Genomic DNA, 25,271 nt, shown 5'->3' on the forward strand with positions numbered 1-25,271 from the left:
CTCTAGAGTTCGATACAGGTCCCTACACCAGAACTGGTCAAAATTTCCAGAAGCAATGAGTGCTCTACGCGACCATCGATGATGTGTGCTTTTTTGACACCACCACGCAATGCTTCTATACAGGCATCCACTTTAGGTACCATACCCCCTTGTATCGTTCCGTCTTCTTTGAGGGCTTCGGTTTTTTCTATACTCAGATTGGTGATCAGCTGCATCTCTTTATCTAACACACCAGGCGTGTCCGTCAAGAACAGTACTTTTCTTGCTTTCAAGGCTACGGCTATTTTGCTTGCTGCAAGGTCCGCATTGATATTGAATCCAGGATGTCCCATCGTACTGCTTCCCGCGATAGGAGCGATCACAGGTATCGCACCGTCCTCAATGATATTATTGACGATCTCAGGATTGACATGTTCGATCATACCCGTATAACCGAACTTTTCAAAATCTTTAGGGATCCCCTTTAAAAAACCGCCATCTTTTCCAGAGATCCCGATCGCTTTAGACCCATGATTATCAAGCAGGGATACGATCTCTTTGTTGATCTCTCCGCTCAATACCATCTCAGCGATACGCATCACCTCTTTAGTCGTTACACGCTGTCCATCGATAAATGTGGTATCTACCCCTAAATTGGCAAGAAGATCTGTGATACTTTTACCTCCACCATGTACGATAATAGGTTTCATTCCTACAAGGTGCAAAAGTACAATATCCTGTGCAAACTGTTCTTTTAATGCATCACTCGTTTGGGCAGAACCACCATACTTGATCACTATTTTTTCATTGGAAAACTTTTTGATAAACGGTAAAGCCTCAAGCAGCGTTTTTACAACATTGATATTATTTTTCATTCTGGATATCCCTTTATATATTCATCTACCTGAGTAAAGATAGTCTCTTGAATCTGTAATTTTAACTTCATTTCAGAGATAGGTAACTTAAAATCCTGCATTTTTACCGCATCTTTTTGCGTTACAAGAAGACTCTGTGCTGCATAGTCAGATAGGAGCATTTTCAGTTTTTCTTCCTCAAAATAGGCATGGTCTTCCAAATAGACTTTATGGACCACTCCCTCAGGCAGATAGGCATCAAGTCTATGTGGATGTGAGATGGCCGTTACCAATATCATTCTAGGTTGAAGATTTTCAAACACCACTTTTCGATGAAATGTCTTTCCCTCTTTTGCCACGATATCTGCGTACATTTTATTAAACCAGAATTCTCTAAATGCCCCTGCAGGGAAAGGGAGATAGTTTTTGATCTGTTCGGGTTCAAGTACAATATCAAATTTTTTTATCCCGACACGGTTAAATCCATCATCCAAAATGATACACTTTGCACCTCTTTCTTTGGCAAGCTCTATGGCTAAGGCCCTATCTTCACTGACGATCACACTTGTATGAGGCAATGACTGTGCCATTAACATAGGTTCATCTCCACTCTGTGTCACATCAACAAGTATCCTACCCTTAGAGCTGACCTCGACCAGCCCTTTACTTTTACGGCCATACCCGCGGGAGATGATCACTGCATCTTCAAGGCGTGTAGCAAGTGCTATAGTAAAAGGTGTTTTCCCGCTCCCCCCAACGATAAGATTCCCTATAGAGATAATGGGGATGCCGAAGTCTTTTGGGGAAATGACCACTCTGCGCAGAGACATGATGGTTCCATAGATGAGTGAGAGAGGAAACAGAAGGAGAATCAAAGGGTAATGATACCACTTTGGTACAAAGAACATCGTTTCAAAAAATGCTCTCATGAACACTCCTTCGCACCCAGTTTTTTGATCTCAGCACAGGAGAACCCTGCCTCTTTTCTTGCTTCTACATTGACATAGGGACGGTGTTTTGAAAGCAACTGATAACGTTCAAGTATCTCAAAATAGACCGCTTCTTCACTTCCCTCTTCTTTTCCTGCTGCTTTACAGAGGTATTTAAACCATTTATCACCCTTGTGTACATGCTCTATCTCTTCATCATAAATGATCTGCAGTGCCTCTATCAGTTTTTTTACCTGAGGGTTTTTACGCTTGTTGTCCAGTTTTTTCATTATCTGGGGACTGACATCCAGACCTGATGCTTCATAATAACGCGGGATGACCGCCATACGCTCCAAGATATTCCCTGCAGTATGCTCAGCCGCATCAAAAAGCCCGCAATGTACAGGAAAATCCCCATAGGTATATCCCAGTTCTGTTAACAGACTCTGCAGCATTTTAAAGTGCCGTATCTCGTCATTGGCCACTTCCAGCCAATCAACTTGGTAATCGCTAGGCATATTGGGGTAACGATACACCGCATCTAGTGCCAGATCGATCGCAGAATACTCTATATGTGCAATGGCATGAACCAATGTGGCCAAGCCCTCTCTACTTTCAAAGTCTTTTCTCGCAGGCAATTCTCGCGGATCTACAATGTGACATTTGGAGGCATAGGAAGGTTTTGAAAATAATTGAGGCGTAAAATCATCATCACACCTTATTTCATTTTTGGTACAATATGCCAAACATTGAGCGGTCAACTCCTCTTTTATAAGAATATCATCACTCATAATGGCACGTTCTAAAAGACTAAATATATTCATAGGAGAATTATATCATGCAAATCAAAATACAACCTATGGGAGCTTACCAAACCAACTGTTACATCGCTACAGTGGATGGAAAAGATTTTATCATAGACCCCGGTATGGGTGCCACCCGATGGGTCATTGACAATGTCACCAATCCCGTTGCGATACTGAACACCCATGGACACTTTGATCATGTATGGTCAAATGCGGAGGTTCAAGAGAAACTGAGGCTGCCTATCTATTGTCCCAAAGGTGATGCATTTATGCTTACAGATGATCCTCTTGGGCAAGGTACGCCTCCGAGTGAACCGGACCATATCATCGTAGGTGATGAAGAACTGACCATTGAGGGGATCAAGATCAAATACCGTCACTTTCCGGGACATACACCTGGCTGCTCCATTATAGAGATCGATGATGTATGGTTCAGTGGGGACTTTCTTTTTGAACAGAGTATCGGAAGATGGGATTTCCCTTCATCAAGCGGAGAAGAGATGGTAAAGAGTTTAGAAAAAGCGCTCACCATAGACGGCGATTATACGATCTATCCCGGCCATGGCATGAGCACGACCCTGAAAGCAGAACAAAGGGTCATACCTTTTTGGATAGAGCAGGTGAAGAGGACGCTTTGATCCTCTACTCTGATTTATTGAAGATTAACCGCATTTTCCTGTACTGCATTTTCCTGCTTCACACTTCATAGAAGGTCCTAGATCACTTTTTTCTGCCGTTTCCGGTTTTCCTGTTGCACACTTTCCGGTGCCACATTTTCCTGCTTCACACTTCATAAAAGGTTTGAGATCACTTTTTGTTTCCGGTTCATAGCTTTCAAATGCACCTTCACTGTAAAGAATATATGTAAAGATCGCACCCAATATTGCCAGAGCCAGAAACACATAGAGAAAGAATTTTTTCATTGTCATTTACCTTGATTTGTATTTAAAAAGTGAAGTATAGCATAAGCTTCTGTTAGCCTAGTACATGCGAAGGCAGTACGAACGTTGTAAAGCTACCCTCAAAGACTAATTTTCCATTGACAAATGCCTCTACTCCTACCTCAGATTTCTTACCTTTGGTATTGACAACCGAAGCTTTACACAATACTGTATCACCGACCTTCACAGGCGCTATAAATTTCGAACTTGAAGCACCCAGTACCACATACGGATCGTTCACTGAGGACATAGCTGCATAATCTGCCGCACCAAATATAAAACCGCCATGGACCAATCCCTCTTCATCTGCTGCCATCTGTTGTGTGGTATGTAAAAGTACTTCTGCATAATTTTCTTGAAGTTTGGTCACTTTTCCGCAAAGTGACGTATTAATATTTAGATGGGTATTTAATTGCATAGTCTATCCTCAACATTTTTGAAGATTATATCTAAAAATTGTCTATTAATCACACGAAGTGTGCCATGTCACTGTGAACGACTTTGAAAGCGAAGCGATACGAGAACAGTGACGCTTTTTTGGTTTCGTTTTTTCTAAAAAAAAGAAAGGGGAAACAATTCCACAGTTAAAATAGGAGGAAATATTTCTTAAATACGAAAATTTAAGTATACATTCCCACTCTCACGAGTGGGAACAAGAGGAAAGATATATTCCCATCAGGATGATGGAAACAAGAAAAGAACTAATTAATAAGAGAATTTATACCCGCGTCTACGTACTGTATGAATCACCTGAAATCCAAGTATACTCTTCAATCGTTTTCTGATCTGATTGATCGCCACTTCTACAGTGTTGTCACTGACATACTCAGGCTCTTCCCAGAGTGCATTAATGATCTCATCTTTTGAGAAAACACGTTGTTTACGAAGTGCAAGGTATGCCAAAATATCAAATGTCTTGCCATTAAGAGAAACGATCTTCTCATCATATTCGATCTTTTTGTTCGCAATGTCGATCACAAGCTTATCGATGTTCACCTGTGTACCGAACAAGTGTCTCATATTTGCCAATACTCTTGCAGCAATAAGATCAGGATATTCACCGTGCTGATAGATCACATCATCTACACCCAACGAAAAGAAAGCAGATTGTGCTTTGACATTATTTGTCAAGATCATGATCTTCGTTTCGCTCTTTTTCTTTTTAACTTCATTCACATAACGCTCAAGTGAAAACTTTACACCTTCATCCACAATCACAACCAGTTCATAATGTCTAAAGTCTGTAAAGTTGGTCGCATCATACATATCTTTTGCATTGTCAACAATACAAATAAAGTATTTATCTAACTCTTTTTCAAGTTCCTTAACGTATTCATCATTGAAACCTACGGTTAATATTCTCATTCTTTTCCAATCCAGTAAGAAAGTCTTAAAAACTTAAATTTTGTCGACTTTTTGCTTTTATTAGCGTATTTATAGCTAAATCAACCTTATTTAAAAATAAAAGTAACTTTAAGAATAGGGATTTTTAAGCTGTTTTAAAGTGATTTCATTGCCTTTATATAGACTCTTTTAGGAGCAGGGTACCCCTCAACGGTCTTTGTTTGATCATCAGGGTCGAGGAAATCTTCCAGGCTTTGTGTCTCTATCCACTCTGTTTTTCTCTGTTCAGTCGGTTCTGTTTTCATGATCTCCAATACTTCAACAGTTTCAAACCCAGCCCTGAAGCACCAGTTCTTTAAAGCATTGACCGTAGGAACGAAATAGATATTTGGTATCTTTGAATAACGGTCTCTAGGCGTCAGACACATCTCGCCTTCACCATCTATCATAAAGGTATCTAGAATGAGTTCACCGCCTTTATTAAGGCCTTTAAAAAGTGACTTCAGCATAGCAATAGGGTCAGACCTATGATAGAGCACCCCCAAACAGAAGAGTGTATCAAACTTATGTTCATAGAACTCTACATGCTCTACACCCAATAGTTCATAGACAATGTCAGACTTGATAAAATGGTTGATGAACTGAAACTGGGAATAATAGATAGCAGAAGGATCAAAGCCTATCAGTTTTTTAGGTTCCTGGGACAACATACGAAACAGGTAATATCCATTGTTGCATCCTATGTCACCCACAACCTTGTCTTTCAGGTTAAAATGCGGTTCTAGCAGATTGTATTTTATTTGGCTTTGCCATTCAGAGTCTATGAAAAGATCATTGATCTGAAACGGCCCTTTTCGCCAGGGCTTCATCAGAAGTGCCGTCTCTTTTATCTGCTGGGCATCCTGTCGACTAAGGTCCTTGATCTGAACCTCAACCCTATCTCCAAGCGTTACCTCAACATTCTCATACGTTTTAAGTGATCTGATAGCATCCTGAAAAGGTGCGATATTTTTCCACGTAAGCCATTTCTTACGCTCATCTCGTAAACTGTTTAAATCCATCTATTTTTTGATATATGCTTTTTGAATAACCTGATCGAACATTGGTCTGTCCCCTCTACCCGTCGAAACATTTTCCATCTTACGTACTGCATCTTCACCTGAAATCACTTCACCGAATATCGTATGTTTACCGTTTAACCAAGGGGTTGGCGCAAGTGTAATGAAAAACTGACTTCCGTTTGTTTTAGGTCCGCGGTTCGCCATAGCCAACAACATCGGTCTATCAAATACAACATTGGGTGCGAATTCATCTGCAAAATCTTTTTTCCAGATAGACTCACCGCCTCTTCCTGTACCTGTAGGGTCACCACCCTGAATCATGAAACCTTTAATGATCCTATGAAAAATAAGTCCATTATAGTAACCGTTTTTGACATGCGTAGTAAAGTTTTCAACGGCAAGCGGTGCCACTTCAGGATACATTTTTAATTCTATTTTCCCTACATTGGTTTCAAGTACTACAATCGTATCTTTTGCATAGGCTTGAACAGCCAAACCTATAAAGAGCAAAGCGACCAATAATTTTTTCATCTATCTTCCTTTTCATAATGTATCTATTTAATATGTGCTTATTATAACGCGTTTAACGTTTATTTCGCATAATTGACAGCACGGGTTTCACGGATCACATTCACTTTTATTTCACCGGGGTACTGTACTTTTTCCTCTATCTCTTTGGCAATTTCCTTACTTAAGAGTACGGTTTCATTGTCATTCATCTTTTGGGCATTGACAAATACACGTATCTCCCTGCCTGCATTAATGGCATAGGCTTGCGTGACATACTCCTTACTCAGTGCAATATCTTCAACCTCTTTCACACGTTTTGTAAAGCTTTCAAGCACCTCTCTTCTTGCTCCGGGTCTTGCTGCAGAGAGTTTATCTGCAGCACATACCGCAGCACTCTCCACAGAGTCAGGTTCCTCATATCCATGATGGGCATAGATGGCATTGATCACCGTAGGGTGTTCTCCATGCTTACGACAAAGCTCTACACCGATATCTACATGTGAACCACCCATATCCTGTGTCAAAGCCTTGCCGATATCATGCAAAAGACCGGCACGAAGCGCAAGTTTTTCATCTCCACCCATTTCGGCAGCCATGACACGCGCAAGTTTGGCTACCTCCAAAGTATGTGCCAGTGCATTCTGTCCATAGCTGGCTCTGTATTTCATACGGCCCAAAAGTTTCACCAGTTCTTCATGCATAGGAAAGAGCCCTAGTTCTATAAGGATATTTTCACCCTCTTCATATGTTTTTTGTTCGAACTCCTCTTCCACTTTGGCATGGACTTCCTCTATACGACCCGGATGGATACGTCCATCTTCTACCAGTATCTCTATCACCCTGGTTGCAATAGCCCTTCGATAGAGATTAAAACTGCTTACAAGGATCACACCCGGTGTTTCATCTATCACGATATCCACACCCAAGAGCATCTCCAGTGTCTTGATGTTCCTACCCTCTTTACCGATGATACGTCCTTTGTGCTCATCACTTGGCAAATTGACAAGGTTGATCAGACGCTCTCCTGCAAAATCACCTGCATAACGCGTCGTGGCCTGTGCCAAAATATAATTGGCTTTTCGCTCACCCTCTTCTTTTGCTATCTGCTCATACTTGCGTACAATATTGGCAACATCTGCACGGCTCTGCTCTTCCACCTTCTCTAAAATATATGCTTTGGCTTCCTCTTTGGTCAAAGATGCGATATGTTGCATTTTATCTACGGTATTGGCAATCTCTTCTTGTTTTCTTTGCTCAAGTTTATCTAACTGCTTCTCTTTCTCCAATACCCTCTTTTCCAAGAGTTTTAAACTTTCTTCTTTAGACGTCAACTCTTTGGTTTTCAATATTAAGGTGCGGTTACGTTCATCTACCTTTGCCACACGTTTTTGAAACTCACGCTCTTGTTCCAACTCATTCTCTTTGATCTTTACATGTGCAGATTTGAGTAAAAGTTCCGTCTCTTTTGCTATCGCATTGGCCTTGGCTTTGGCTTCTGACTCTATATATGAGAATTTGTTCTGTGTGCTCTTTTTTAACCACAGGTAACACACACCTGTGCCTATAGCTGCACCAGCTATACCAGAAACCCCTATTATCCCTAACATTACTTATCCTTTGCTCATTACATATCCCCTAACATACGAACCAGGTTCCTACGCTATGCGATCATCCAAGCTTTGCTTTTTTAGCAAAACCTATTTAAGCGGTGATAATCATGTCTGCTTTTACATCATAATCGTCTGTTATGATCTCTTTGCTGTAACACAATTCACGCGCTACAAAAACTGTTTTGTTGATATATCTATTCTGTTTTTCATAAAATCTATCATACATACCTTTGCCAAATCCAACACGTCTCAGTGTTAGATCGACTCCCACAATAGGTACGATAGCAATATCTATATTTTTTATTCTGTATTGTTTTGAATCGTTGGGTTCTTTTATCCCAAACTTCTTTTTCTTTAGTGGAAGTCTATATTTTACCAACCTAAAACTTGCACCTTCCATAAACGGTACATAGAGCAGTTTCTTCTCCATGCGTAATCTCCGTATGAGAGGATAGATATTCACCTCTGTTCCCAAAGGGATATAAAGCATCACCGTATTAGCTTTATTCTCCACAATATATTGATAGAGTGCCTGTACTATTGTCTTATCTTTTTTATAACTGCCACATCCTGAAACCCTCTTTAACCGTTCCAGGCTCTCACATCTAAATTGCTTTTTTTTACCCTCTTTTGTCATACTCATCCATCTATTCATCTTATTATTTATTGCTCTTTGGCTATAATCGCCAGACTAATTATACCAAAAGGGTCTGTGTGCATAAAAAAACAGCTGCGCTTCTTTCATTATTACTATTACTACTCATTCTTTTGATCGTCTTTATCGTAAGAGAAGAGAAACAACCTAAATCCACCCCTCTTCCCACTGAAAACACAACTGAAGTGATTGCAAAAAAGGATAAAACGCTACAAAAAGGTGTGCTTCCTCAAGTGAAATCATCGGTACCGAAAATACCCTCAAAGGTCTTTACACTCATCAACACGAAAGTGCAAAGTCATAAAGTGGCTATCTCCGATCAACAAGTCGTTTTTCAGGATGCCAAACAACCGATTGTCATGGTCAATCTTTTTGCTACATGGTGTCCGCCTTGTATCGGAGAAATACCCTATTTGAATGATCTTCAGAAAAAATACAAAGAAGAGCTTTTTGTTGTAGGTATACTTACCCATGACACGATCACACAAGATGCATTGGGGAGCTTTATGGCAAAAAACCAGATCAATTATTTTATCTCCAACGGTACAGAAAACGATACCTTTGCAGATCATCTGGCAACGACACTCGACCTGCCTAAGAACTTTCCGATCCCCCTTACAGTCATATATGTCAAAGGGGAGTACTTCACACACTATGAAGGTGCCGTTCCCGTCGAGATGATAGAATACGATATACAACAAGCAAAAAAACAATTAGAAGCAAGGGAATAGAACATGTTTAATTTATTAAAAAAAGTATTGGGTAAAACCAGTGATGCCATCAAAGATGTTGCACCAACAAAACGAAAAGTGATCCCCAAAGATGAATTTGAAGATATTTTGCTTGAAGCAGATGTACATTATGAACTTGTAGAAAAAATTTTAACCGGATTACCTGACAAGATAAATCGAATCCAGGCATTCAACTCACTTATCTCTGTTTTTCAGTATAAAGCAGACTTCAAAGAGAGTGATGCCAAACCTTTTGTAGAGATGATCATAGGTGTCAATGGTGCAGGAAAGACAACGACCATTTCCAAACTGGCATATCGCTACAAACAAGCAGGTAAAAAGGTGATGCTGGGGGCTGGAGATACTTTCCGTGCCGCAGCAATAGAACAGCTTACAAGATGGGCAGACAAATTAGAGATCCCTATCATTGCGACACAACAGGGGCATGATCCCTCTGCTGTAGTCTTTGATGCGATCGAGTCTGCAAAAGCCAAAGGTTTTGATAATATCATCATTGACACCGCAGGGAGACTCCACACACAAACGAACCTGAGTGAAGAACTCAAAAAAATGATCCGTGTCGCAGGAAAAGCGCTTGATGGTGCTCCACACCGTAAAATGCTTATTCTGGATGGTACACAAGGCAGTTCTTCTATCAACCAGGCAAAAGCATTCAATGATATGATCGGGGTTGATGGTATCATCATTACTAAACTTGACGGTACCGCCAAAGGTGGTTCTGTATTCAGTATCGCTGATGAATTAAAATTGCCTATCTTTTATATAGGTACGGGAGAACAGCCTCAAGACCTTATTCAATTCAAGGCGAATGAGTATATCAATACGATACTCGACGAGATCTTTATTTAGAGGTCTCAGCCTCGTCATCAAGAGAAAACATTTCACGATACCTGATCTCAAGGCTTGTTTTCTCTTTGTAATCGATGACATCACCAATGACAATGGTCACCTCTTGTGCCAGTTTACTGTCATTTAATGCATTTTTCAATGCCTTGTCCGCATCCGTTTTAATATACACAGGCAAAATAGGCAGACGGTTTTTCAAAGCGATGAGGCGTGACCCCTCTTTGAATGTTGTCACTGCTTTGTCTGTTTTATTTCGTGTCCCTTCAGGAAAAATAAAAATGGATTCTCCACGTTTGACCGCCTCTTTTGTCTCAGCAAAAAAACCGCTCATCTGGCTCTTTTCTCTATCAAGGAGTATGGAACCCGCATTCCGGACAAAAAGTCCAAAGAAAAAAGAGTTATAGAGCTCTTTTTTGGAGATCCATGGACCAAATATTGTTGTATGCTTCAGTGCTACTTCTATGAGAGGCGGATCAATGATACTTCTATGGTTCACCACAAGGAGATATTGGCCCTCTTGTGGCAGTTTTTCCGGATTTTCAACCTTCACTGAAATATGTAAAGCATCAAGCTGTGCCTCAGAATAGGCAAGCCTTAATCTTTTGATCTCCATAGGGTCCTTGACTTTACTTAATCTATACCCAAAACTGTTTGTCAGATAAAGACCGTAGAAAAGCTGTTTAATAGTATTAAATGTCACTGGTTTTCCTTCATATATGCCGGAATTATAACCAAAAGAGTTAAAAAGTATACATGATATACCACCCTGTCCATCTACACATCATTGACATTCGGAGAGCTTTAAAAGATGTCAATATGACATATTTTCTCATTTTTACATCATATCATCCTATAATACCATCACAATAGAACAGAAGGCAAATCATGGCAAAGAAAAAAACACTATTTGAATGTCAGGCATGTGGATTTCAATCTCCAAGATGGATGGGAAAATGTACATCATGTGATCAATGGGAAACAATGATCGAACTAAGTGCTGACCAGATCAAATTTTTGAAAGAGACTTCAAGTTCCAGTGCTTCAGGTTCAGCTATCCCCAAAGCAAAACCGATTACACAGATAGAAGAAGACAATATTATCCGTTTTACCTCAGGAAGCGGAGAGCTGGATCTGGTACTGGGCGGAGGTATTGTCCCGGGTTCACTTACCCTCATAGGAGGCAGTCCGGGGGTAGGAAAATCGACCCTTCTACTCAAGATCGCAGGAAACCTGGCAAGAGCATCAAAAAAGGTCCTCTACGTCTCTGGAGAAGAGTCTGCCGGACAGATAAAACTGCGTGCCAATAGACTGGATGCAAACCATGAAAACCTTTTTCTGCTCCCTGAGATCAATCTTGGTTCTGTCCTCTCAGAGATCGGTAATCACGCCTATGAACTGATTGTCATCGACTCCATACAAACCCTCTACTCTGATGAAAACCCCTCTGCTCCTGGTTCGGTCACACAGGTACGTATGATCACTTTTGAACTGATGCGTATCGCGAAGTCTTTACAGATACCTATCTTTATCATCGGGCATATTACCAAAGATGGTTCCATAGCGGGTCCTAGGGTCCTAGAACATATGGTAGACACGGTGCTCTATTTCGAAGGAGATACAAACTCCGACCTTCGTCTACTGCGCGGGTTTAAAAACCGTTTCGGGGCGACCAATGAAGTGGGTATTTTTGAAATGAACAAAGAGGGATTAAACGATGCAAAAAGTATGGCAGGTAAATTTTTCAACAAGGACCATCTCCAGTCAGGTTCTGCACTCACTGTTATCATGGAGGGAAGCCGTCCTATCATCGTAGAGGTACAGGCACTGGTTTCAGAATCCTATGGACATCCTAAAAGAAGTTCGACCGGTTTTGATAACAATCGTCTGGGTATGCTTTTGGCACTCCTTGAAAAGAAACTGGATCTGCCTTTGGGTACCTATGATGTCTTTATCAATGTCTCAGGAGGGATCAAAATACATGAACCCTCTGCCGATCTTGCGATCATCGCAGCTATATTAAGCAGCTATAGAGACAGGAAACTGAGTGCAGAGACACTTTTTCTGGGTGAAGTCAGTCTGACTGGTGAGATACGTGAAGTCTCAGGACTCGCTCAACGTCTCAAAGAGATCGCAACGCAAGGATTTACAAAAGCGGTCATACCCAATAAGCCACTTGAAAAAACTAACGTTAAATGTTTTATAGCCGATGAAGTCTCTAAAGTTGTTGAGTGGATGTAATAGATATAATATAGGTATGAAAATAGGAACAGATATCGTAGAGATCAAGCGAATAGAAAAAGCATTAACACAGTTTGGTGATAAATTTAAACAACGTTTTTTGAATCCCCAAGAGATCGAATTCGTACAAAAGACAGCCTCTATCGCTGGATTTTGGGCAGCGAAAGAGGCTATTGCAAAAGCGTTGGGTTGCGGCATTGGCAGTGAACTCACATTCCATGATATCATCATCACCAAAAATTCCCGTGGTGCTCCTACATTTATACTCAGTAAAGAAGCACAAAAAATACACCAGATCAAAACATCTTCGCTCTCCATCAGCCATGATGGAGGGTTTGCTATCGCCGTTGCAGTCATTAGCCAATGACCACCCTCTTACTCTTCTAGATTTTAAAAAGTATTATTGTAATTATCGGTGGATTATATTACAATAAGCATATGATTATTGCCTAAAGGAGTAGATATGAAATATAGCATCATCACTATCGCTATTCTGATGCTCTTGGGAGGATGTGACCAACCTACTGTGGAAAATAAAGTCAAAAATACCCCTCATGTTGTAAAACAAACGTACCTTCCTCCCCCTCCAAAGAAAAAGATAAAACTCAAAGAAGTGGATGATACCAATTTTGATACAGCCTACATGTATCCCAAGGATAAAAAGAAAAACGAAAAAATAGAGATAGCTGAGCAAATGGCCAGTACCACTTCAAATACCATGGACAAAGAAGAGTGTATTGCGATGATCACGCAAGAAAAGTTCGAAAAATATGCTGCGATGTTCGGCAGTGAAGCTGCTTCCATCAAACGATGTAAAATGCTCAAAGCGACACGATAGCAGAAACGCTACTTTCTGAAATGTATCAATTTAAACCTGTCTCCCATCATCGTGGGAGATATCAGTGTTTTGATCTTATCTGCTTCACTCATATACCTTGCCTGCGTTGTCTGTTTGGCAAAGCTTTCAAGAATATCAATGATCCCAAAGCGTATTAAAGCACGCGCCTGTGTCTCATAAGCAACTTCTTCAAAACCTGCTGCTGTAAATGCTTCACTGACATGTCCAAAGTTCACATCATACGTAATATCATCTTTTTTATAAGATTCAGACAGGACCAGTGCTTCATCAAACAGAGGAAAGGTTTCATGTGCCCTGTAGACACGTATGGAGAAGTCATTACGTACATACTTCTCACCATAATCAAAAGAGACAAAATCACATCTCTCTATACCTTCTGCCATCTCCTTTGCAAACGCCTCATAGCCTATGGCGATCTCACCCTGTTTTAAATGATGTTTTTTAGCCCAGTTCAACATCTCTTCAGGCGCTTCTACCCACTCTATCTGATCTTCTTTGACCAGGGCTATCTTGTAATTTTTTAAAAGTTCGCAAGGGAAAGCATCAAAAATTTCATTGGCGACAACAAATGCATAGGCTGCTTCAACTTCTGCAATGTCATTAAAATGTGTGATCTGTATATCAGTACCAAAACGCTCCTCTATATAAGCCAATTGCGCCTTTCGCACTTCAGGCTGGCGTTCTACGATACCAAACTTCAGTGTTTGTACCAAAGTCGGGTCACACGTATAAAGCCACTGTATCATGTCACAGATCAAATATCCCTGGTGTGCACCTATCTCTATCAGCCATCCGTTCCTGTCTGCCTTACCCTCTTTCAAAAGAGTATAGAAATAATTGGCAATACTGGCACCAAAAAATCTGCTGGTACTCACAGCTGTATAGAAATCTCCGGATTTACCTATCGCTTTAAAATTTTTATAGTAACCCTCTTCGCCATACAGCCATGCATTCATATAGTCGCTAAATTGCATTCTCTATCCGTACATAAAGTTTTAATAACTGCAGTTGTTTATCTATATGATATATTTTTTGATCTATCTTTCTTATCTCTAGAGAGTTATGCATAACCTCCGCATCAAAAGAGGTCTTCTCACCTGCCTCTGCAAGATTTTTCGTTAAACGATAGAGGCTGTTGTAGACCTTTTCATCTTTTTGGGCCAAGAGGATCTTTTTATCCAGAATACTTAAACTGTTATGGATCCAATCATACTCTTCGTCCACCGTCTCTTTTCGGTCAAGCAATTCTGTTGCAGCCCTTAGCTTTTCAACTTTACTGGCCTCAATGTCAGAAAAAGAGTTGATATCCAATGGCATGGAAACTGTAAAACCGTAGGTATAATACTTTTCTTCAAGACCGGGTCTCGCGAACAGTGGGTTAAGATCTGCATCCGTATACTGCCCTTGTAAAGAGACTTCAGGAAGGTACTTTGCCCATGTCACTTTTTGGTTATAGTCTGACTGAGCAGCACGCAGCCTGTCCCTTTTAAGTTCCAGGTTTGATTCACTGTAGTCTGTTTTACTCATCAGTTTTAATGCAGGGAGACGTAACTTCTCCGGATCTTTATCACTTAAGAGGGCAAACTTCTGTTTGAGCTCCATCAGTGTCAGGTCCATTTCAAGCAGTGCCGTTTCATCCTGACTTTTTTTCAAAATTGCCTGGTCCAAAAAACTACTGTCAAGTAGACCGGCATCATAACTGTCACGTTTTTGACGTATATCGATCGCATCATTTTTGATCTGATACTTCATTTTTTCTTGTTCAAGTTTGGTTTTTTTCAAATTAAAAAGTATGGAGATAGCATCACCGATCATCGTACGTTTTTGAAGCTCTATATCTGCTCTCGTTGCATCACGGAGTGCCTGTGAGTACTTGATACCATAATAGATCCCCCCTGATTTAAATATAGGCTGATCTACAATAACAGAATACCCTCCGGTTATCACCGTTATATCGGTAAACTGTGTCGTAAAATTCTTACTGTACTGTACTCTGACTGGGTTCAACCAACTCTTTGAAAGTATATCACTCTCAAGTTCATTGCTCTCCAACTGATAATCAAAGATCAGCTCTTTATTATCAGAGAGGATGTCACCCAATTCATCAGCATGTATCAATGATAATGCTAGTAAACTACAAAGAAGAAATAGCTTTTTCAAAACGTTTGAACCCTTCATCGATCTCATTTTTACTGATGGTGATACTTGGTAGAAAACGTACTGTATTACGTCCTGCTTTAAGGACAATGAGACCTTCAGCCATACAATTCTTTATCACACCTGCCTGAACTTCAGCACTTTGAGCACGAAGCCCCCGCATCAATCCCAATCCTACCTCTTTTTCAAACAAATGTGTATACTTCTCAGCCATCTTATTCAGTTTCTGGGAAAAGTATACCAGTGTTTCATCTATCGTACCATCGTCATACAATGGATACAAGATATCCAGCACTGCAAGACCCGCAGCAGTACTGAGGTAATTACCTCCAAACGTACTTCCATGATCTCCAGCCACCAGAACATCTTTATGTTTGGTCATCACCGCACCGATAGGCACACCGCCGCCAAGTCCTTTGGCAAGGGTAATGATATCCGGTTCGATCTCGTAAAGATTGGAAGCAAGGAACTCGCCGGTACGATAGACACCTGTTTGCACCTCATCCACTATAAGCAGTACACCTTTTTCTTTAAGGTGTTTAGCAAGCTGTTGGATCTCTTCTTTCTCAAAAGGCTGCACCCCGCCCTCACCTTGAACCAATTCTATCAATACCGCTACGGTCTCATCGTCAATGGCTTTATAGACGTCTTCGATACTCTTTTCATAGCTGAATCCTTCCGGATAAGGTGAAAAGTTCGGTGTATGAAAACTCTCCTGACCCGTAGCCTTGACTGTGGTGATCGTACGCCCATGAAATGAGTGTTCAAGTGTGATCACTTTGTAACGCTTGTTTTCAAATTTGGTCTCACCATACTTACGAGCGATTTTGATCGCCCCTTCGTTCGCTTCTGCACCAGAGTTAGCAAAGAATACTCCCATATCATATCCACTGAGCTCTACCATTCTCTGTGCCAACTTTGCCTGAGGCTCTATCACTTGAAGGTTTGAGATATGAATGATATTTTTTGCCTGATTACAGATAGCTTCAACCAGTTTAGGATGGTTATGTCCTACGGAGTTTACAGCGATACCAGAAGCAAAGTCTATATAATCTTTACCATTCTCATCATAGAGTGTAGATCCTACACCTTTGACGAAGTTCGTATAGTCACGTGCATAGGTTTGAAGCACATATTGTTTATCTTGTTGTTCTAAATTCATTTTTTCCATCTTTATTAGTCTTTACAGTATTATAGCAAAGTGTTGTTTTGTAATAATTATTTTATCTCTACTTTCAACAGCTCTGAAAATGATCCCTCAGGTGCGGGGATGTATATCTCTGCACGATAAGAAGAGATAAACTTCTCATCTGCTACGCTCCATACTTTATCCACTTTATAGACTGTCTTCTCACCATTAAGATAGACTGTTTTTTGCTCTATCTTATCCAACTCTTCTGGTTCTAAAAAAAGTACCAGCTTTGCTCTGCTCGCATCCACTACCTTTGCCAAAGGTGAACCTGGAGTGACATAGTCTCCTTTGCGTACCATGATTTCATACAGATACATATTTTTGAGTACAATAGATTTTTTTTCAATACTGTCTTCAAGCTGAGCGATCTTATACTGCATATCCAAATACTGTGTTTTTGCAGCGGCAAAACTATAAAATGCATCATCTTTTTGGGCAGCAGATGTTGTTTTCAACTTATCTATACGATGAAAATATGACTCTTTTCGTTTTAAAGTTTCATGAAGAATGAGAAGATTTTCCTTCGATGTTTTCAAGTTCACTTTATCCAAATAATCATCCAGATAGATCACACGTTTTTGATCCACCACGCTCCCTTCTGCTTCGAGATCTACATCCATCACCAAGGCACTGACTGCAGACTTCAATGTCACAGATTCATAGGGTTCTACTTTTGCATAGTGTACCTTTGCAAAGATCACTAATGGGGTCAGTAATAATAAAAAAGCTTTCATTCACCATCTCTTTTTTCACTGATTATATCAAAATAGTGTTAAGTGCTGAATATGAAATACAAAGAAGCATCTCCAGGAAGACCCTTTCCTTACCAATAGACTCTGAAAACAACGGTTTTTTATATTTTTGGAGATCATGAAGTTCGAATCATAAGATAAGGTGAACGATAAGCCGGGTTCTGTCGTGGGTAGTTATTTATCTAGACGTATTGTTACCAATACGTTCAAGCAAAGTATGAGTGCTGATCTAACAGCTTGTGAGACTTATACCATATACTTCTTGCTGCGAACAGGGTTTACCTAGCTACCTATGTTACCATAAGCACTGGTGGGCTCTTACCCCACCCTTTCACTATCACCACCGAAGTGGCTACCTACTTTCTGTTGCACTTGCCCTCAGATCACTCTGGCCATCCGTTAGATGGAGTTCTGTCTCACTTGCAGCCCGGACTTTCCTCTCGTGGTTTATACCACCAGCAACTACCTATTCACCTTAATACAATTATACCATATAATAGAGATGAAAAATAGATTTAGAGGATTTTTTTAAATGAACTATCCATAAAAATGTATAGATATAAAATAAACACTGCTCCAGTCTAACTGTTCATTTTACCTATAGCACAAGAAACGAAACTTTTTGCTTTTGCCGAAGTACTGTCCATAAAACTCATCTCTTCTGAAGCCAAAGGATAACCAAGTGCTTTGAGTGCTTGAGATAACTTATCTACATCTTTGTCTTCTATATCTAACGTAATTTTACGTGGAATTACGTTTAAATCAACTTCTATCTCCCCGAACTCTTTGGCAAGTTTACTCTTGAGTGTAGACGCACATCCCCCACATTTGACATTAAAGACCTCAAATGATTGCTGCATAAATAACTCCTGACGTTTTAAGTGAGTAGTATTATAGTCAAAAAAACTAAATGTGAAATATAATATTATGTTATTAGAATAAGTGGAAATAAAATGAGTTTAAGAAAGGAATATGTGGAGTGGGCATACTTGCCCACTCAAATCGTATCAATTAAGAAAGAACTTCTTTCACTGCTTTACCGATCTCAGCTGGAGAAACAACCACTTTCACACCTGCTGCCTGAAGTGCATCCATTTTCTCTTTTGCTGTACCTGCAGAACCAGAGATAATTGCACCTGCGTGTCCCATTCTTTTACCTGCTGGTGCAGTTTGACCTGCAATGAAAGCAACCACAGGTTTAGTAATGTTTTCTTTGATATACGCTGCTGCTTGTATCTCAAGATCTCCACCAATTTCACCGATCATTACGATCGCTTCAGTTTCAGGATCTTCCTGGAACATTTTTAGAAGTTGCTTGTAGCTAAGACCGATGATTGGGTCACCACCGATACCAACAGCTGTTGAGATACCATACCCTTCATTACATACCTGGTTTGCACCTTCATAGGTCAATGTACCAGATTTAGAGATCAGTCCGATATTACCTTTTTTGAAGATCATACCAGGCATGATTCCGATCTTACACTCTTCAGCTGTAATGATACCAGGACAGTTTGGACCGATCGTTTTCATATTGTTCTTCACAGCATGTGCTTTAGCCATTTGCATATCTCTAACCGGTGCACCTTCTGTAATGATCACGGCAAGTTCAATACCCGCATCAGCTGCTTCCATCACTGCATCTGCTACAAATGCCGGTGGAACAAAGATCATAGAAACAGTTGCCCCAGTAGTCTCTACAGCATCTCTCACTGTATTAAATACAGGCTTTCCAAGATGTGTTTGTCCACCCTTGTTCGGTGTAACACCACCTACGATATTTGTACCATAGTCTATACACTGCTCAGCATGGAAAGAACCCTCTTTACCTGTAAAACCTTGAACGATTACTTTTGTATCTTTATTTACTAAAATTGACATCTATTACTCTCCCTTTGCCGCTGCTACTGCTTTTGCTGCACCATCTGCTAAATCTGTTGCTGCAATAACGTTTGGAATATTTGCATTTTTAAGAATCTCTGCTGCTTCAGGTGCATTTGTACCATCAAGACGCACTACAACAGGTACATGTACATCTACAAGTTTTGTTGCCTCAAGAATACCGTTTGCAATTCTATCACATCTTACGATACCACCAAAGATATTTACAAAAATAGCTTTAACATTTGGATTTTTAAGAATGATCTCAAACCCTTTTGCCACTGTTTCTGCATTTGCTGAACCACCAACATCAAGGAAGTTCGCAGGTGTTCCACCCATATAGTTGATCGTATCCATAGTACCCATTGCAAGACCTGCACCATTTACCATACAACCGATCTCACCATCAAGTGCGATATAAGAAAGACCATACTGACTTGCTTCTCTTTCATCAGGATCCTCTTCAGAGATATCTCTCATATCTTCGATATCCGGGTGACGTCCGAGTGCAGAGTCATCGAATCCCATTTTTCCATCAAGTGCCAAGAAGTCACCAGATTCAGTTTTGATCAATGGGTTGATCTCGATCATCTCTGCATCATTTTCCATATAAAGTTTATAGAGTTTAGAAGCAAAATCCATCATCTTCTTTTGTTCATTTTTATCTGTGATACCAAGACCGAATACAAGTTCTCTACCATGATAAGGTTGGAAACCGATCGCAGGATCTACTTTGATTTTGATGATCTTTTCAGGAGTTTCGTGTGCTACAGTTTCAATATCCATACCACCTTCAGTTGAAGCCATGATGATCGGCATTTCAGCAGCTCTGTCAAGTACAACAGAAAGATAAAGCTCATCTGCAATCGCTGCACCCTCTTCAATATAGACTTTTTGAACCAATTTACCTTCTGGTCCTGTTTGGTGTGTAACCAGAGTCATACCTAGGATCTCTTTAGCAAGTTCTCTTACTTCCTCTTCAGACCTAGCAAGTTTAACACCACCTCCTAGTCCTCTTCCACCAGCGTGGATCTGTGCTTTTACTACCCAAATATTACCACCCAGCTCTTGTGCATTCGCTACTGCTTGATCAGGTGTATTGGCAATAATACCTCTAGGTGTTGGAACACCATACTTTTGGAATATTTGTTTCGCTTGATACTCATGAATATTCACGTGTACTCCTTTTAATAAAATTGCATTACTATACGATGAAAGAGAATAAGGTTTGATTAATTTGCCTATAAAAGATAGTGATTTTAAAAAACTGTTATGTATTTACACATTTAAGTTGGTAATATTGTGTTAGATTTTATAGTGTAGAAGCTATATTGTCCCTTTTGGTAACAAAAGGGCGATAAAAAATTATGCTTTGGGTGAAATCATCTCTTCGGGCTTCACATTTTTATCAAACTCTTCTGCAGACATCAACCCAAGTGCTACAGCTTCTTCTTTCAGTGTTGTACCATTTGCATGTGCCTGCTTTGCGATTTTTGCTGCATTTTCATACCCGATATGAGGATTCAATGCCGTCACTAACATCAATGAATCATTTAAAAATTTGTCGATATTTTCTCTGATCGGCTTGATGCCTACTGCACAATTGCTGTCAAAACTTCTTAGGGTATCAGAGAGAAGTCTAATAGATTGCAAGACATTATAGGCAATGACGGGCTTGAATACATTGAGTTCAAAGTTCCCTTGAGATGCAGCGATCCCTACTGCCGTGTCATTACCCATCACTTGCACTGCAACCATTGTCATTGCTTCTGCCTGTGTAGGATTGACTTTGCCAGGCATGATAGAAGATCCCGGTTCATTCGCTGGTATTTCGATCTCACCTAAACCACATCTGGGACCTGATGCCAACCATCGTATATCATTGGCTATTTTCATTAAGTTTGCAGCCAGTGCTTTCAGTGCACCACTGAGCACGACTTCAGCATCATGGCCGGTAAGGGCATGAAACTTATTCGGCTGAGAAACAAATCCATAATTTTTTGCCATAAACTGGTTCAACTGTACCACGACCCTTTGTGAAAACTCTGGGTGTGCATTCAGACCCGTCCCTACAGCCGTACCACCGATTGCCACCTCTTTACAGTAGACAAGTGCATCATTGATCTGCTTGAGATTTGTCTCTAACATCGCTACATACCCGGATAGTTCTTGTCCCAGCGTAAGCGGTGTTGCATCTTGAAGGTGTGTTCTCCCTATCTTTACCACATCAAAAAAAGCTTTCGATTTTTCTTCCAGTGTACGTTTCAGTTGGGTAATTGCAGGGAGCAGGGTATCTGTTACCGCTACTACTTCGGCAATACGCATCGCCGTGGGATAGGTATCATTTGAACTCTGCCCTTTGTTTACATCATCATTGGGATGTACCAGATTTTCTTTCGTAAAATCTCCACCCAGGATCTCTGTTGCTTTATTGGCAATGACTTCATTCATGTTCATGTTCGACTGTGTACCTGAACCTGTTTGCCATACTACCAACGGAAAGTTATCATCTAGTTCGCCTGATAGCACCATATCACATGCTTCTGCTATCGCTTTTGTTTTTTCATCACTGAGACGTCCTAAAGAGTGATTGACCAAAGCACAGGCTTTTTTGAGATTGGCAAAGCCATAAACGACTTCAATCGGCATTTTTTCATTGCCGATCTCAAAATTATGTAATGATCTTTGTGTCTGTGCACCCCAGTATTTGTCAGCAGGAACCTGCATCTCTCCCATTGTGTCCTTTTCTATTCTATAATCCATCAGTGATCCTTTCCCATCATCATTATTGACTATGGTACTATGTTTCGGTTAATGAAATATTGATAAGAAGCAAAAATGAAAAAAAGTGAATAGTAATATGGTAGAAAATAGGTGACACTCTCTATAGTTTGATACAGTATCACGTAATTGAAGGTTTTTTTCATTCTATACAATGCAGGGGTTAGCCCCACATATGTACAGGACTTTAATCCTTGACCTCGTACTGTGCACGGCCCATCTGATAAATATCATTACCTTTGGTATCATTGACAACCGTGACAGGAAAATCTTCGACTGTGATCTTTCTCACAGCCTCTGGACCAAGTTCAGGATACGCAATGACTTCTGCTGAACGGATCTGTTTACCGAGTAATGCACCAGCACCACCTGTAGCACCAAAATAGATACCGTCATATTCAACACAGGCATCTTTAACCGCTTGATTTCTTTTACCTTTTCCTATCATCCCTTTTGAACCATGTTTTAACATCGTCGGGGAATAGGTGTCCATTCTGTAAGAAGTCGTTGGACCTGCACTACCGATCGGGTCACCTGGTTTAGGAGGTGTTGGTCCAACAAAATAGATCACAGAACCTTCTAAATCGAACGGAAGTTCTTCACCTGCTTCGATCAGTTCTACCAGTCTCTTATGTGCAGCATCTCTTGCCGTATAAATAGTACCGTTCAATAAAACAGTATCTCCAGCAACAAGTTTTTTTGTATCTTCAGAAGTCAGTGGTGTTGTTAACGTATACGTAGCCATTCCTTCCCCTTATATCGTGATGTGTGTATGTCTCGATGAGTGACACTGAACATTGACAGAGACAGGAAGTGATGCAATGTGACAAGGGTTGGATTCTATATGCACAGCCAACGCCGTCTTTGTTCCACCCATACCCATGGCACCGATACCAAGATTATTGATCTCAGTCAAAATTCGTTCTTCAAGTTCAGCCATTTCCGGGTCTTCGTGTGTTGTCTCAAGATCTCTAAACAGTGCATGTTTAGATGAAATCACTGCTCTTTCAAAGGTTCCACCGATCCCGACACCTACAGTGATAGGAGGACACGGGTTTCCACCTGCATCAGAGATCACCTCTTTTACAAACTCGACTACACCATCTTTCCCCGCTGCAGGAGGTAGAACTTTTGCACGAGAAACATTCTCTGAACCACCACCTTTTGCAGCGTATTCAATGTCGATCTTATCTCCCGAAACGATATCAAAATGGATAATAGCCGGAAGGTTATATCCTACCGTATCTTTCAGATTTAAACGGCTGAACGGCTCACATGTTGAGGCTCTTAAGTACCCCTCTGTGTAACCCTCTTCTGTTCCTTTATTAATGGCATCTCTCAGAAGACCACCCTTAATACGTACATCCTCACCAACCTTTACAAAGAAGACTGCTAAACCTGTATCTTGACAAAGTGGTCTCTTCTCATCTTTCGCGATGTTGGCATTTTCAAGTATTTGGCGTATCACCTCTTTACTTACCGGTGACTTTTCAGCCTCCATAGCAGCTTTGAGTGCATCATACGTATCTTGTGGCAGGTCCGTACCACAATGCATGATCATATCTTTTACCGCTTTTACAACAACATCAAATTCAATTTCTCTCATCTATCATTAGCCTTTAGTCAAAAAATTTCTTCTCTTTAAGTACATCGATCATACTTTTCACAGAGCCAACACTTTTTGCAAATCTCTCTTTTTGATCATCATTCAATGTCATTTCAAAAAGTTTTTCAACGCCATTTGCACCAAGGGCAACAGGCACACCTGAGACAACATCAGAGTATCCGTAGTGACCATCAAGATAGACTGCACAAGGGTGGATCTGTTTCGTATCTTTTAAGATCGCTTCAACCATGATCGCTGTAGATTTAGCCGGTGCATAGTATGCTGATCCTGTTTTAAGATAACCTACGATCTCTGCCCCACCATGCTTGGTTCTTTCTACTACTTCACAAATTTCTTTTTCAGATAAAATATCCGTTAACGGTACACCAGCAACCGTAGAGAATTTAGGTAGGGGAACCATATCATCACCATGTCCACCCATCACTGAAGCACGTATCTGCCCTGCCCCGTAACCAATTTTTTCATAAATGAAGTGCGCCATTCTAGCAGAGTCCAAAATACCTGCCATTCCAACCACTCTTTCTTTTGGGAAACCTGATTCTTTCAGTGCAACATAGGTCATAACATCAAGAGGATTTGAAACCATAATGATGATTGAATCAGGTGCATATTTTTTTACATCTGCAACTACCTCTTTTGTGATCTCTGCATTGATCATAAGCAGATCATCTCTACTCATACCTGGCAGCCTTGGACTTCCGGCAGTGATCACAACGACATCTGATCCTGCAATTTCAGAAGCATCCTCAGCTACAGATACAATGGTATGTGATCTTGCTGCATTCGCTGCTTGTGACATATCCAATGCTTTACCTTTAGCGATCTCAATATTTCTATCTCTTAATACAAGATGGTGACATACACCGTTCATTGCACAAATAAATGCAACTGTCGCTCCAACATTTCCTGCACCGATAACTGTTACTTTTTTACCTTTTTTTACCATTACAATCCTTTTGAGTGAGAACTATAGGGGACCCCAGAGCAAAACATAACTCATAACTTTTGTTATCAATTATGCCTTGCGATAAAAGAGGTTTACATCAACCCTACGTTTAGTGACACATCTGTGTCGAAAGTATCTTTTTACACTAGATAATTAAGAAGTGTTCAGAACATAGTTCTGATGAATGCGTAGAATACCGCAATTTTATTTTATTTTGGTTACAGGCATTGTACAAAAAAAGTACAATGCTTGTATAGATAACTACTTAGATAGCGTCAATAATCGCATTTAGTGTAGCAGATGGTCTCATCGCTTTCGCAGCCAACTCATCATTCGGGTGGAAATATCCACCAACATCTTGAGGCTTACCTTCAACTTCTAAAAGTTCAGCAATGATCACTTCTTCTTTTTCGTTAAGTGCATTTGCAACAGAAGTAAACTTCGCTTCCAATTCTGCATCACCTGAGTTAGCCAATGCATTTGCCCAGTACTGTGCCAAGTAGAAGTGAGAAGCTTTGTTATCCGGCTGACCTACTTTTCTTCCTGGTGCT

The 25,271-nt window shown here is 40.4% G+C and carries 29 protein-coding genes and 1 other RNA gene; 6 read left to right on the forward strand and 24 right to left on the reverse strand.

Translation table 11 applies throughout. The annotated features are described in order from the left end of the window. Positions 1-2: 2 nt before the first annotated feature. The 3 genes from argB to PF327_RS08815 are packed head-to-tail and all read right to left on the reverse strand — an operon-like array spanning position 3 to position 2,586. On the reverse strand, positions 3-854 hold the full coding sequence (gene argB / locus PF327_RS08805) for an acetylglutamate kinase (protein WP_008241738.1): 852 nt from the start codon (positions 852-854) through the stop codon (positions 3-5). After that, positions 851-1,762, reverse strand: a complete 912-nt coding sequence (locus PF327_RS08810; protein WP_289402207.1) for a tetraacyldisaccharide 4'-kinase — start codon at positions 1,760-1,762, stop codon at positions 851-853. The genes argB and PF327_RS08810 overlap by 4 nt, the downstream gene beginning before the upstream one ends. After that, on the reverse strand, positions 1,759-2,586 hold the full coding sequence (locus PF327_RS08815) for a ferritin-like domain-containing protein (RefSeq protein ID WP_037999752.1): 828 nt from the start codon (positions 2,584-2,586) through the stop codon (positions 1,759-1,761). Before PF327_RS08815 ends, PF327_RS08810 begins: the two co-directional genes overlap by 4 nt. Positions 2,587-2,600: 14 nt before the next feature. On the opposite strand from PF327_RS08815, the gene PF327_RS08820 reads away from it, so the two are divergent. Beyond that, positions 2,601-3,206, forward strand: a complete 606-nt coding sequence (locus PF327_RS08820; protein WP_289402208.1) for an MBL fold metallo-hydrolase — start codon at positions 2,601-2,603, stop codon at positions 3,204-3,206. Positions 3,207-3,230: 24 nt separating this feature from the next. Here PF327_RS08820 and PF327_RS08825 read toward each other — a convergent pair whose 3' ends face one another. The 7 genes from PF327_RS08825 to PF327_RS08855 form a co-directional block, all read right to left on the reverse strand. Then, a complete protein-coding gene (locus PF327_RS08825; RefSeq protein WP_008241734.1) occupies positions 3,231-3,491 on the reverse strand; it encodes a hypothetical protein in 261 nt (86 codons plus the stop codon). 52 nt (positions 3,492-3,543) lie between these two features. After that, complete coding sequence (locus PF327_RS08830; RefSeq protein ID WP_289402209.1) at positions 3,544-3,927, reverse strand: thioesterase, FlK family; 384 nt, start codon at positions 3,925-3,927, stop codon at positions 3,544-3,546. 287 nt (positions 3,928-4,214) lie between these two features. After that, complete coding sequence (locus PF327_RS08835) at positions 4,215-4,874, reverse strand: winged helix-turn-helix domain-containing protein (RefSeq protein ID WP_008241732.1); 660 nt, start codon at positions 4,872-4,874, stop codon at positions 4,215-4,217. Positions 4,875-5,008: 134 nt separating this feature from the next. Further along, positions 5,009-5,914, reverse strand: coding sequence for a tRNA 5-methoxyuridine(34)/uridine 5-oxyacetic acid(34) synthase CmoB (cmoB, locus tag PF327_RS08840; RefSeq protein WP_008241731.1), 906 nt, complete (start codon positions 5,912-5,914; stop codon positions 5,009-5,011). Then, on the reverse strand, positions 5,915-6,445 hold the full coding sequence (locus tag PF327_RS08845; protein ID WP_008241730.1) for a peptidylprolyl isomerase: 531 nt from the start codon (positions 6,443-6,445) through the stop codon (positions 5,915-5,917). It lies immediately after the preceding gene. A 59-nt stretch (positions 6,446-6,504) separates the two neighbouring features. Continuing rightward, positions 6,505-8,031: a ribonuclease Y gene (rny, locus tag PF327_RS08850; RefSeq protein WP_289402210.1), complete on the reverse strand. Its 1,527-nt coding sequence runs from the start codon at positions 8,029-8,031 to the stop codon at positions 6,505-6,507. 94 nt (positions 8,032-8,125) lie between these two features. After that, positions 8,126-8,689, reverse strand: a complete 564-nt coding sequence (locus PF327_RS08855; RefSeq protein WP_289402211.1) for a 5-formyltetrahydrofolate cyclo-ligase — start codon at positions 8,687-8,689, stop codon at positions 8,126-8,128. A gap of 59 nt (positions 8,690-8,748) precedes the next feature. Here PF327_RS08855 and PF327_RS08860 point away from each other — a divergent pair, with 59 nt between their 5' ends. Further along, positions 8,749-9,420 (forward strand): TlpA disulfide reductase family protein, encoded by a 672-nt coding sequence (locus PF327_RS08860; protein ID WP_289402212.1) that lies wholly within the window; start codon positions 8,749-8,751, stop codon positions 9,418-9,420. A 3-nt stretch (positions 9,421-9,423) separates the two neighbouring features. Next, positions 9,424-10,290 (forward strand): signal recognition particle-docking protein FtsY, encoded by an 867-nt coding sequence (ftsY, locus tag PF327_RS08865; protein WP_289402213.1) that lies wholly within the window; start codon positions 9,424-9,426, stop codon positions 10,288-10,290. On the opposite strand, the gene PF327_RS08870 is transcribed toward ftsY, so the two are convergent. After that, the gene (locus tag PF327_RS08870) at positions 10,283-10,987 is read right to left on the reverse strand and encodes a lysophospholipid acyltransferase family protein (RefSeq protein WP_008241725.1); all 705 of its coding nucleotides are present in this window, start codon (positions 10,985-10,987) and stop codon (positions 10,283-10,285) included. The two genes, ftsY and PF327_RS08870, sit on opposite strands and share 8 nt — an antisense overlap. A gap of 185 nt (positions 10,988-11,172) precedes the next feature. On the opposite strand from PF327_RS08870, the gene radA reads away from it, so the two are divergent. The 3 genes from radA to PF327_RS08885 all read left to right on the forward strand — a co-directional run bounded on the left by radA (position 11,173) and on the right by PF327_RS08885 (position 13,363). After that, positions 11,173-12,525, forward strand: a complete 1,353-nt coding sequence (gene radA, locus PF327_RS08875; protein ID WP_289402214.1) for a DNA repair protein RadA — start codon at positions 11,173-11,175, stop codon at positions 12,523-12,525. 16 nt (positions 12,526-12,541) lie between these two features. Beyond that, positions 12,542-12,892, forward strand: coding sequence for a holo-ACP synthase (acpS, locus tag PF327_RS08880; protein WP_008241722.1), 351 nt, complete (start codon positions 12,542-12,544; stop codon positions 12,890-12,892). Positions 12,893-12,988: 96 nt separating this feature from the next. Beyond that, the gene (locus PF327_RS08885; RefSeq protein ID WP_008241720.1) at positions 12,989-13,363 is read left to right on the forward strand and encodes a hypothetical protein; all 375 of its coding nucleotides are present in this window, start codon (positions 12,989-12,991) and stop codon (positions 13,361-13,363) included. An 8-nt stretch (positions 13,364-13,371) separates the two neighbouring features. Here the strand turns inward: PF327_RS08885 and PF327_RS08890 are convergent, their stop codons facing one another. From PF327_RS08890 to PF327_RS08950, 13 genes are all read right to left on the reverse strand, one after another. Then, entirely contained in the window at positions 13,372-14,358 is a 987-nt protein-coding gene (locus PF327_RS08890; RefSeq protein WP_289402215.1) for an SAM-dependent methyltransferase, read from the reverse strand. Further along, the gene (locus tag PF327_RS08895; RefSeq protein ID WP_289402216.1) at positions 14,348-15,544 is read right to left on the reverse strand and encodes a TolC family protein; all 1,197 of its coding nucleotides are present in this window, start codon (positions 15,542-15,544) and stop codon (positions 14,348-14,350) included. Before PF327_RS08895 ends, PF327_RS08890 begins: the two co-directional genes overlap by 11 nt. Continuing rightward, positions 15,519-16,712: an aspartate aminotransferase family protein gene (locus PF327_RS08900; RefSeq protein ID WP_289402217.1), complete on the reverse strand. Its 1,194-nt coding sequence runs from the start codon at positions 16,710-16,712 to the stop codon at positions 15,519-15,521. Before PF327_RS08900 ends, PF327_RS08895 begins: the two co-directional genes overlap by 26 nt. A gap of 47 nt (positions 16,713-16,759) precedes the next feature. Next, complete coding sequence (locus PF327_RS08905) at positions 16,760-17,467, reverse strand: efflux RND transporter periplasmic adaptor subunit (protein ID WP_289402218.1); 708 nt, start codon at positions 17,465-17,467, stop codon at positions 16,760-16,762. A 152-nt stretch (positions 17,468-17,619) separates the two neighbouring features. Beyond that, an RNA gene (gene rnpB, locus PF327_RS08910) (RNase P RNA component class A) lies at positions 17,620-17,963 on the reverse strand. A 103-nt stretch (positions 17,964-18,066) separates the two neighbouring features. Then, positions 18,067-18,345, reverse strand: a complete 279-nt coding sequence (locus PF327_RS08915; RefSeq protein ID WP_008241715.1) for a heavy-metal-associated domain-containing protein — start codon at positions 18,343-18,345, stop codon at positions 18,067-18,069. A gap of 151 nt (positions 18,346-18,496) precedes the next feature. Next, positions 18,497-19,366 carry a succinate--CoA ligase subunit alpha gene (sucD, locus tag PF327_RS08920; protein ID WP_008241714.1) on the reverse strand — a complete coding sequence of 290 codons (870 nt, stop codon included), beginning with the start codon at positions 19,364-19,366 and terminating at the stop codon, positions 18,497-18,499. A 3-nt stretch (positions 19,367-19,369) separates the two neighbouring features. Next, positions 19,370-20,542: an ADP-forming succinate--CoA ligase subunit beta gene (gene sucC / locus PF327_RS08925; RefSeq protein ID WP_008241713.1), complete on the reverse strand. Its 1,173-nt coding sequence runs from the start codon at positions 20,540-20,542 to the stop codon at positions 19,370-19,372. Positions 20,543-20,731: 189 nt separating this feature from the next. Further along, entirely contained in the window at positions 20,732-22,129 is a 1,398-nt protein-coding gene (gene fumC, locus PF327_RS08930) for a class II fumarate hydratase (protein ID WP_289402219.1), read from the reverse strand. Positions 22,130-22,334: 205 nt separating this feature from the next. Next, positions 22,335-22,892 carry a Fe-S-containing hydro-lyase gene (locus PF327_RS08935; RefSeq protein ID WP_289402220.1) on the reverse strand — a complete coding sequence of 186 codons (558 nt, stop codon included), beginning with the start codon at positions 22,890-22,892 and terminating at the stop codon, positions 22,335-22,337. 9 nt (positions 22,893-22,901) lie between these two features. Beyond that, a complete protein-coding gene (locus tag PF327_RS08940; protein ID WP_008241710.1) occupies positions 22,902-23,753 on the reverse strand; it encodes a fumarate hydratase in 852 nt (283 codons plus the stop codon). Positions 23,754-23,766: 13 nt separating this feature from the next. Further along, positions 23,767-24,720 (reverse strand): malate dehydrogenase, encoded by a 954-nt coding sequence (gene mdh, locus PF327_RS08945; protein WP_008241709.1) that lies wholly within the window; start codon positions 24,718-24,720, stop codon positions 23,767-23,769. Between the two features lie 265 nt (positions 24,721-24,985). Then, positions 24,986-25,271: NADP-dependent isocitrate dehydrogenase (locus tag PF327_RS08950; RefSeq protein WP_289402221.1), on the reverse strand; the 286-nt coding region annotated here is incomplete at its 5' end.

It is taken from the genome of Sulfurovum xiamenensis (genome assembly GCF_030347995.1).
In the GTDB taxonomy this organism is placed as follows: Bacteria; Campylobacterota; Campylobacteria; order Campylobacterales; family Sulfurovaceae; genus Sulfurovum; species Sulfurovum xiamenensis.

What these genes read in the sequence shown, in the direction of transcription:
- ftsY (WP_289402213.1), top strand. Translation starts at nt 9,424, where the DNA reads ATGTTTAATTTATTAAAAAAAGTATTGGGTAAAACCAGTGATGCCATC.
- PF327_RS08825 (WP_008241734.1), bottom strand. Translation starts at nt 3,491, where the DNA reads ATGAAAAAATTCTTTCTCTATGTGTTTCTGGCTCTGGCAATATTGGGT.
- fumC (WP_289402219.1), bottom strand. Translation starts at nt 22,129, where the DNA reads ATGGATTATAGAATAGAAAAGGACACAATGGGAGAGATGCAGGTTCCT.
- argB (WP_008241738.1), bottom strand. Translation starts at nt 854, where the DNA reads ATGAAAAATAATATCAATGTTGTAAAAACGCTGCTTGAGGCTTTACCG.
- sucD (WP_008241714.1), bottom strand. Translation starts at nt 19,366, where the DNA reads ATGTCAATTTTAGTAAATAAAGATACAAAAGTAATCGTTCAAGGTTTT.
- acpS (WP_008241722.1), top strand. Translation starts at nt 12,542, where the DNA reads ATGAAAATAGGAACAGATATCGTAGAGATCAAGCGAATAGAAAAAGCA.
- mdh (WP_008241709.1), bottom strand. Translation starts at nt 24,720, where the DNA reads ATGGTAAAAAAAGGTAAAAAAGTAACAGTTATCGGTGCAGGAAATGTT.
- PF327_RS08855 (WP_289402211.1), bottom strand. Translation starts at nt 8,689, where the DNA reads ATGAATAGATGGATGAGTATGACAAAAGAGGGTAAAAAAAAGCAATTT.
- PF327_RS08935 (WP_289402220.1), bottom strand. Translation starts at nt 22,892, where the DNA reads ATGGCTACGTATACGTTAACAACACCACTGACTTCTGAAGATACAAAA.
- PF327_RS08905 (WP_289402218.1), bottom strand. Translation starts at nt 17,467, where the DNA reads ATGAAAGCTTTTTTATTATTACTGACCCCATTAGTGATCTTTGCAAAG.
- rny (WP_289402210.1), bottom strand. Translation starts at nt 8,031, where the DNA reads ATGTTAGGGATAATAGGGGTTTCTGGTATAGCTGGTGCAGCTATAGGC.
- cmoB (WP_008241731.1), bottom strand. Translation starts at nt 5,914, where the DNA reads ATGGATTTAAACAGTTTACGAGATGAGCGTAAGAAATGGCTTACGTGG.
- PF327_RS08830 (WP_289402209.1), bottom strand. Translation starts at nt 3,927, where the DNA reads ATGCAATTAAATACCCATCTAAATATTAATACGTCACTTTGCGGAAAA.
- PF327_RS08810 (WP_289402207.1), bottom strand. Translation starts at nt 1,762, where the DNA reads ATGAGAGCATTTTTTGAAACGATGTTCTTTGTACCAAAGTGGTATCAT.
- PF327_RS08835 (WP_008241732.1), bottom strand. Translation starts at nt 4,874, where the DNA reads ATGAGAATATTAACCGTAGGTTTCAATGATGAATACGTTAAGGAACTT.
- PF327_RS08940 (WP_008241710.1), bottom strand. Translation starts at nt 23,753, where the DNA reads ATGAGAGAAATTGAATTTGATGTTGTTGTAAAAGCGGTAAAAGATATG.
- PF327_RS08915 (WP_008241715.1), bottom strand. Translation starts at nt 18,345, where the DNA reads ATGCAGCAATCATTTGAGGTCTTTAATGTCAAATGTGGGGGATGTGCG.
- radA (WP_289402214.1), top strand. Translation starts at nt 11,173, where the DNA reads ATGGCAAAGAAAAAAACACTATTTGAATGTCAGGCATGTGGATTTCAA.
- PF327_RS08900 (WP_289402217.1), bottom strand. Translation starts at nt 16,712, where the DNA reads ATGGAAAAAATGAATTTAGAACAACAAGATAAACAATATGTGCTTCAA.
- PF327_RS08820 (WP_289402208.1), top strand. Translation starts at nt 2,601, where the DNA reads ATGCAAATCAAAATACAACCTATGGGAGCTTACCAAACCAACTGTTAC.
- PF327_RS08885 (WP_008241720.1), top strand. Translation starts at nt 12,989, where the DNA reads ATGAAATATAGCATCATCACTATCGCTATTCTGATGCTCTTGGGAGGA.
- PF327_RS08890 (WP_289402215.1), bottom strand. Translation starts at nt 14,358, where the DNA reads ATGCAATTTAGCGACTATATGAATGCATGGCTGTATGGCGAAGAGGGT.
- PF327_RS08815 (WP_037999752.1), bottom strand. Translation starts at nt 2,586, where the DNA reads ATGAATATATTTAGTCTTTTAGAACGTGCCATTATGAGTGATGATATT.
- PF327_RS08845 (WP_008241730.1), bottom strand. Translation starts at nt 6,445, where the DNA reads ATGAAAAAATTATTGGTCGCTTTGCTCTTTATAGGTTTGGCTGTTCAA.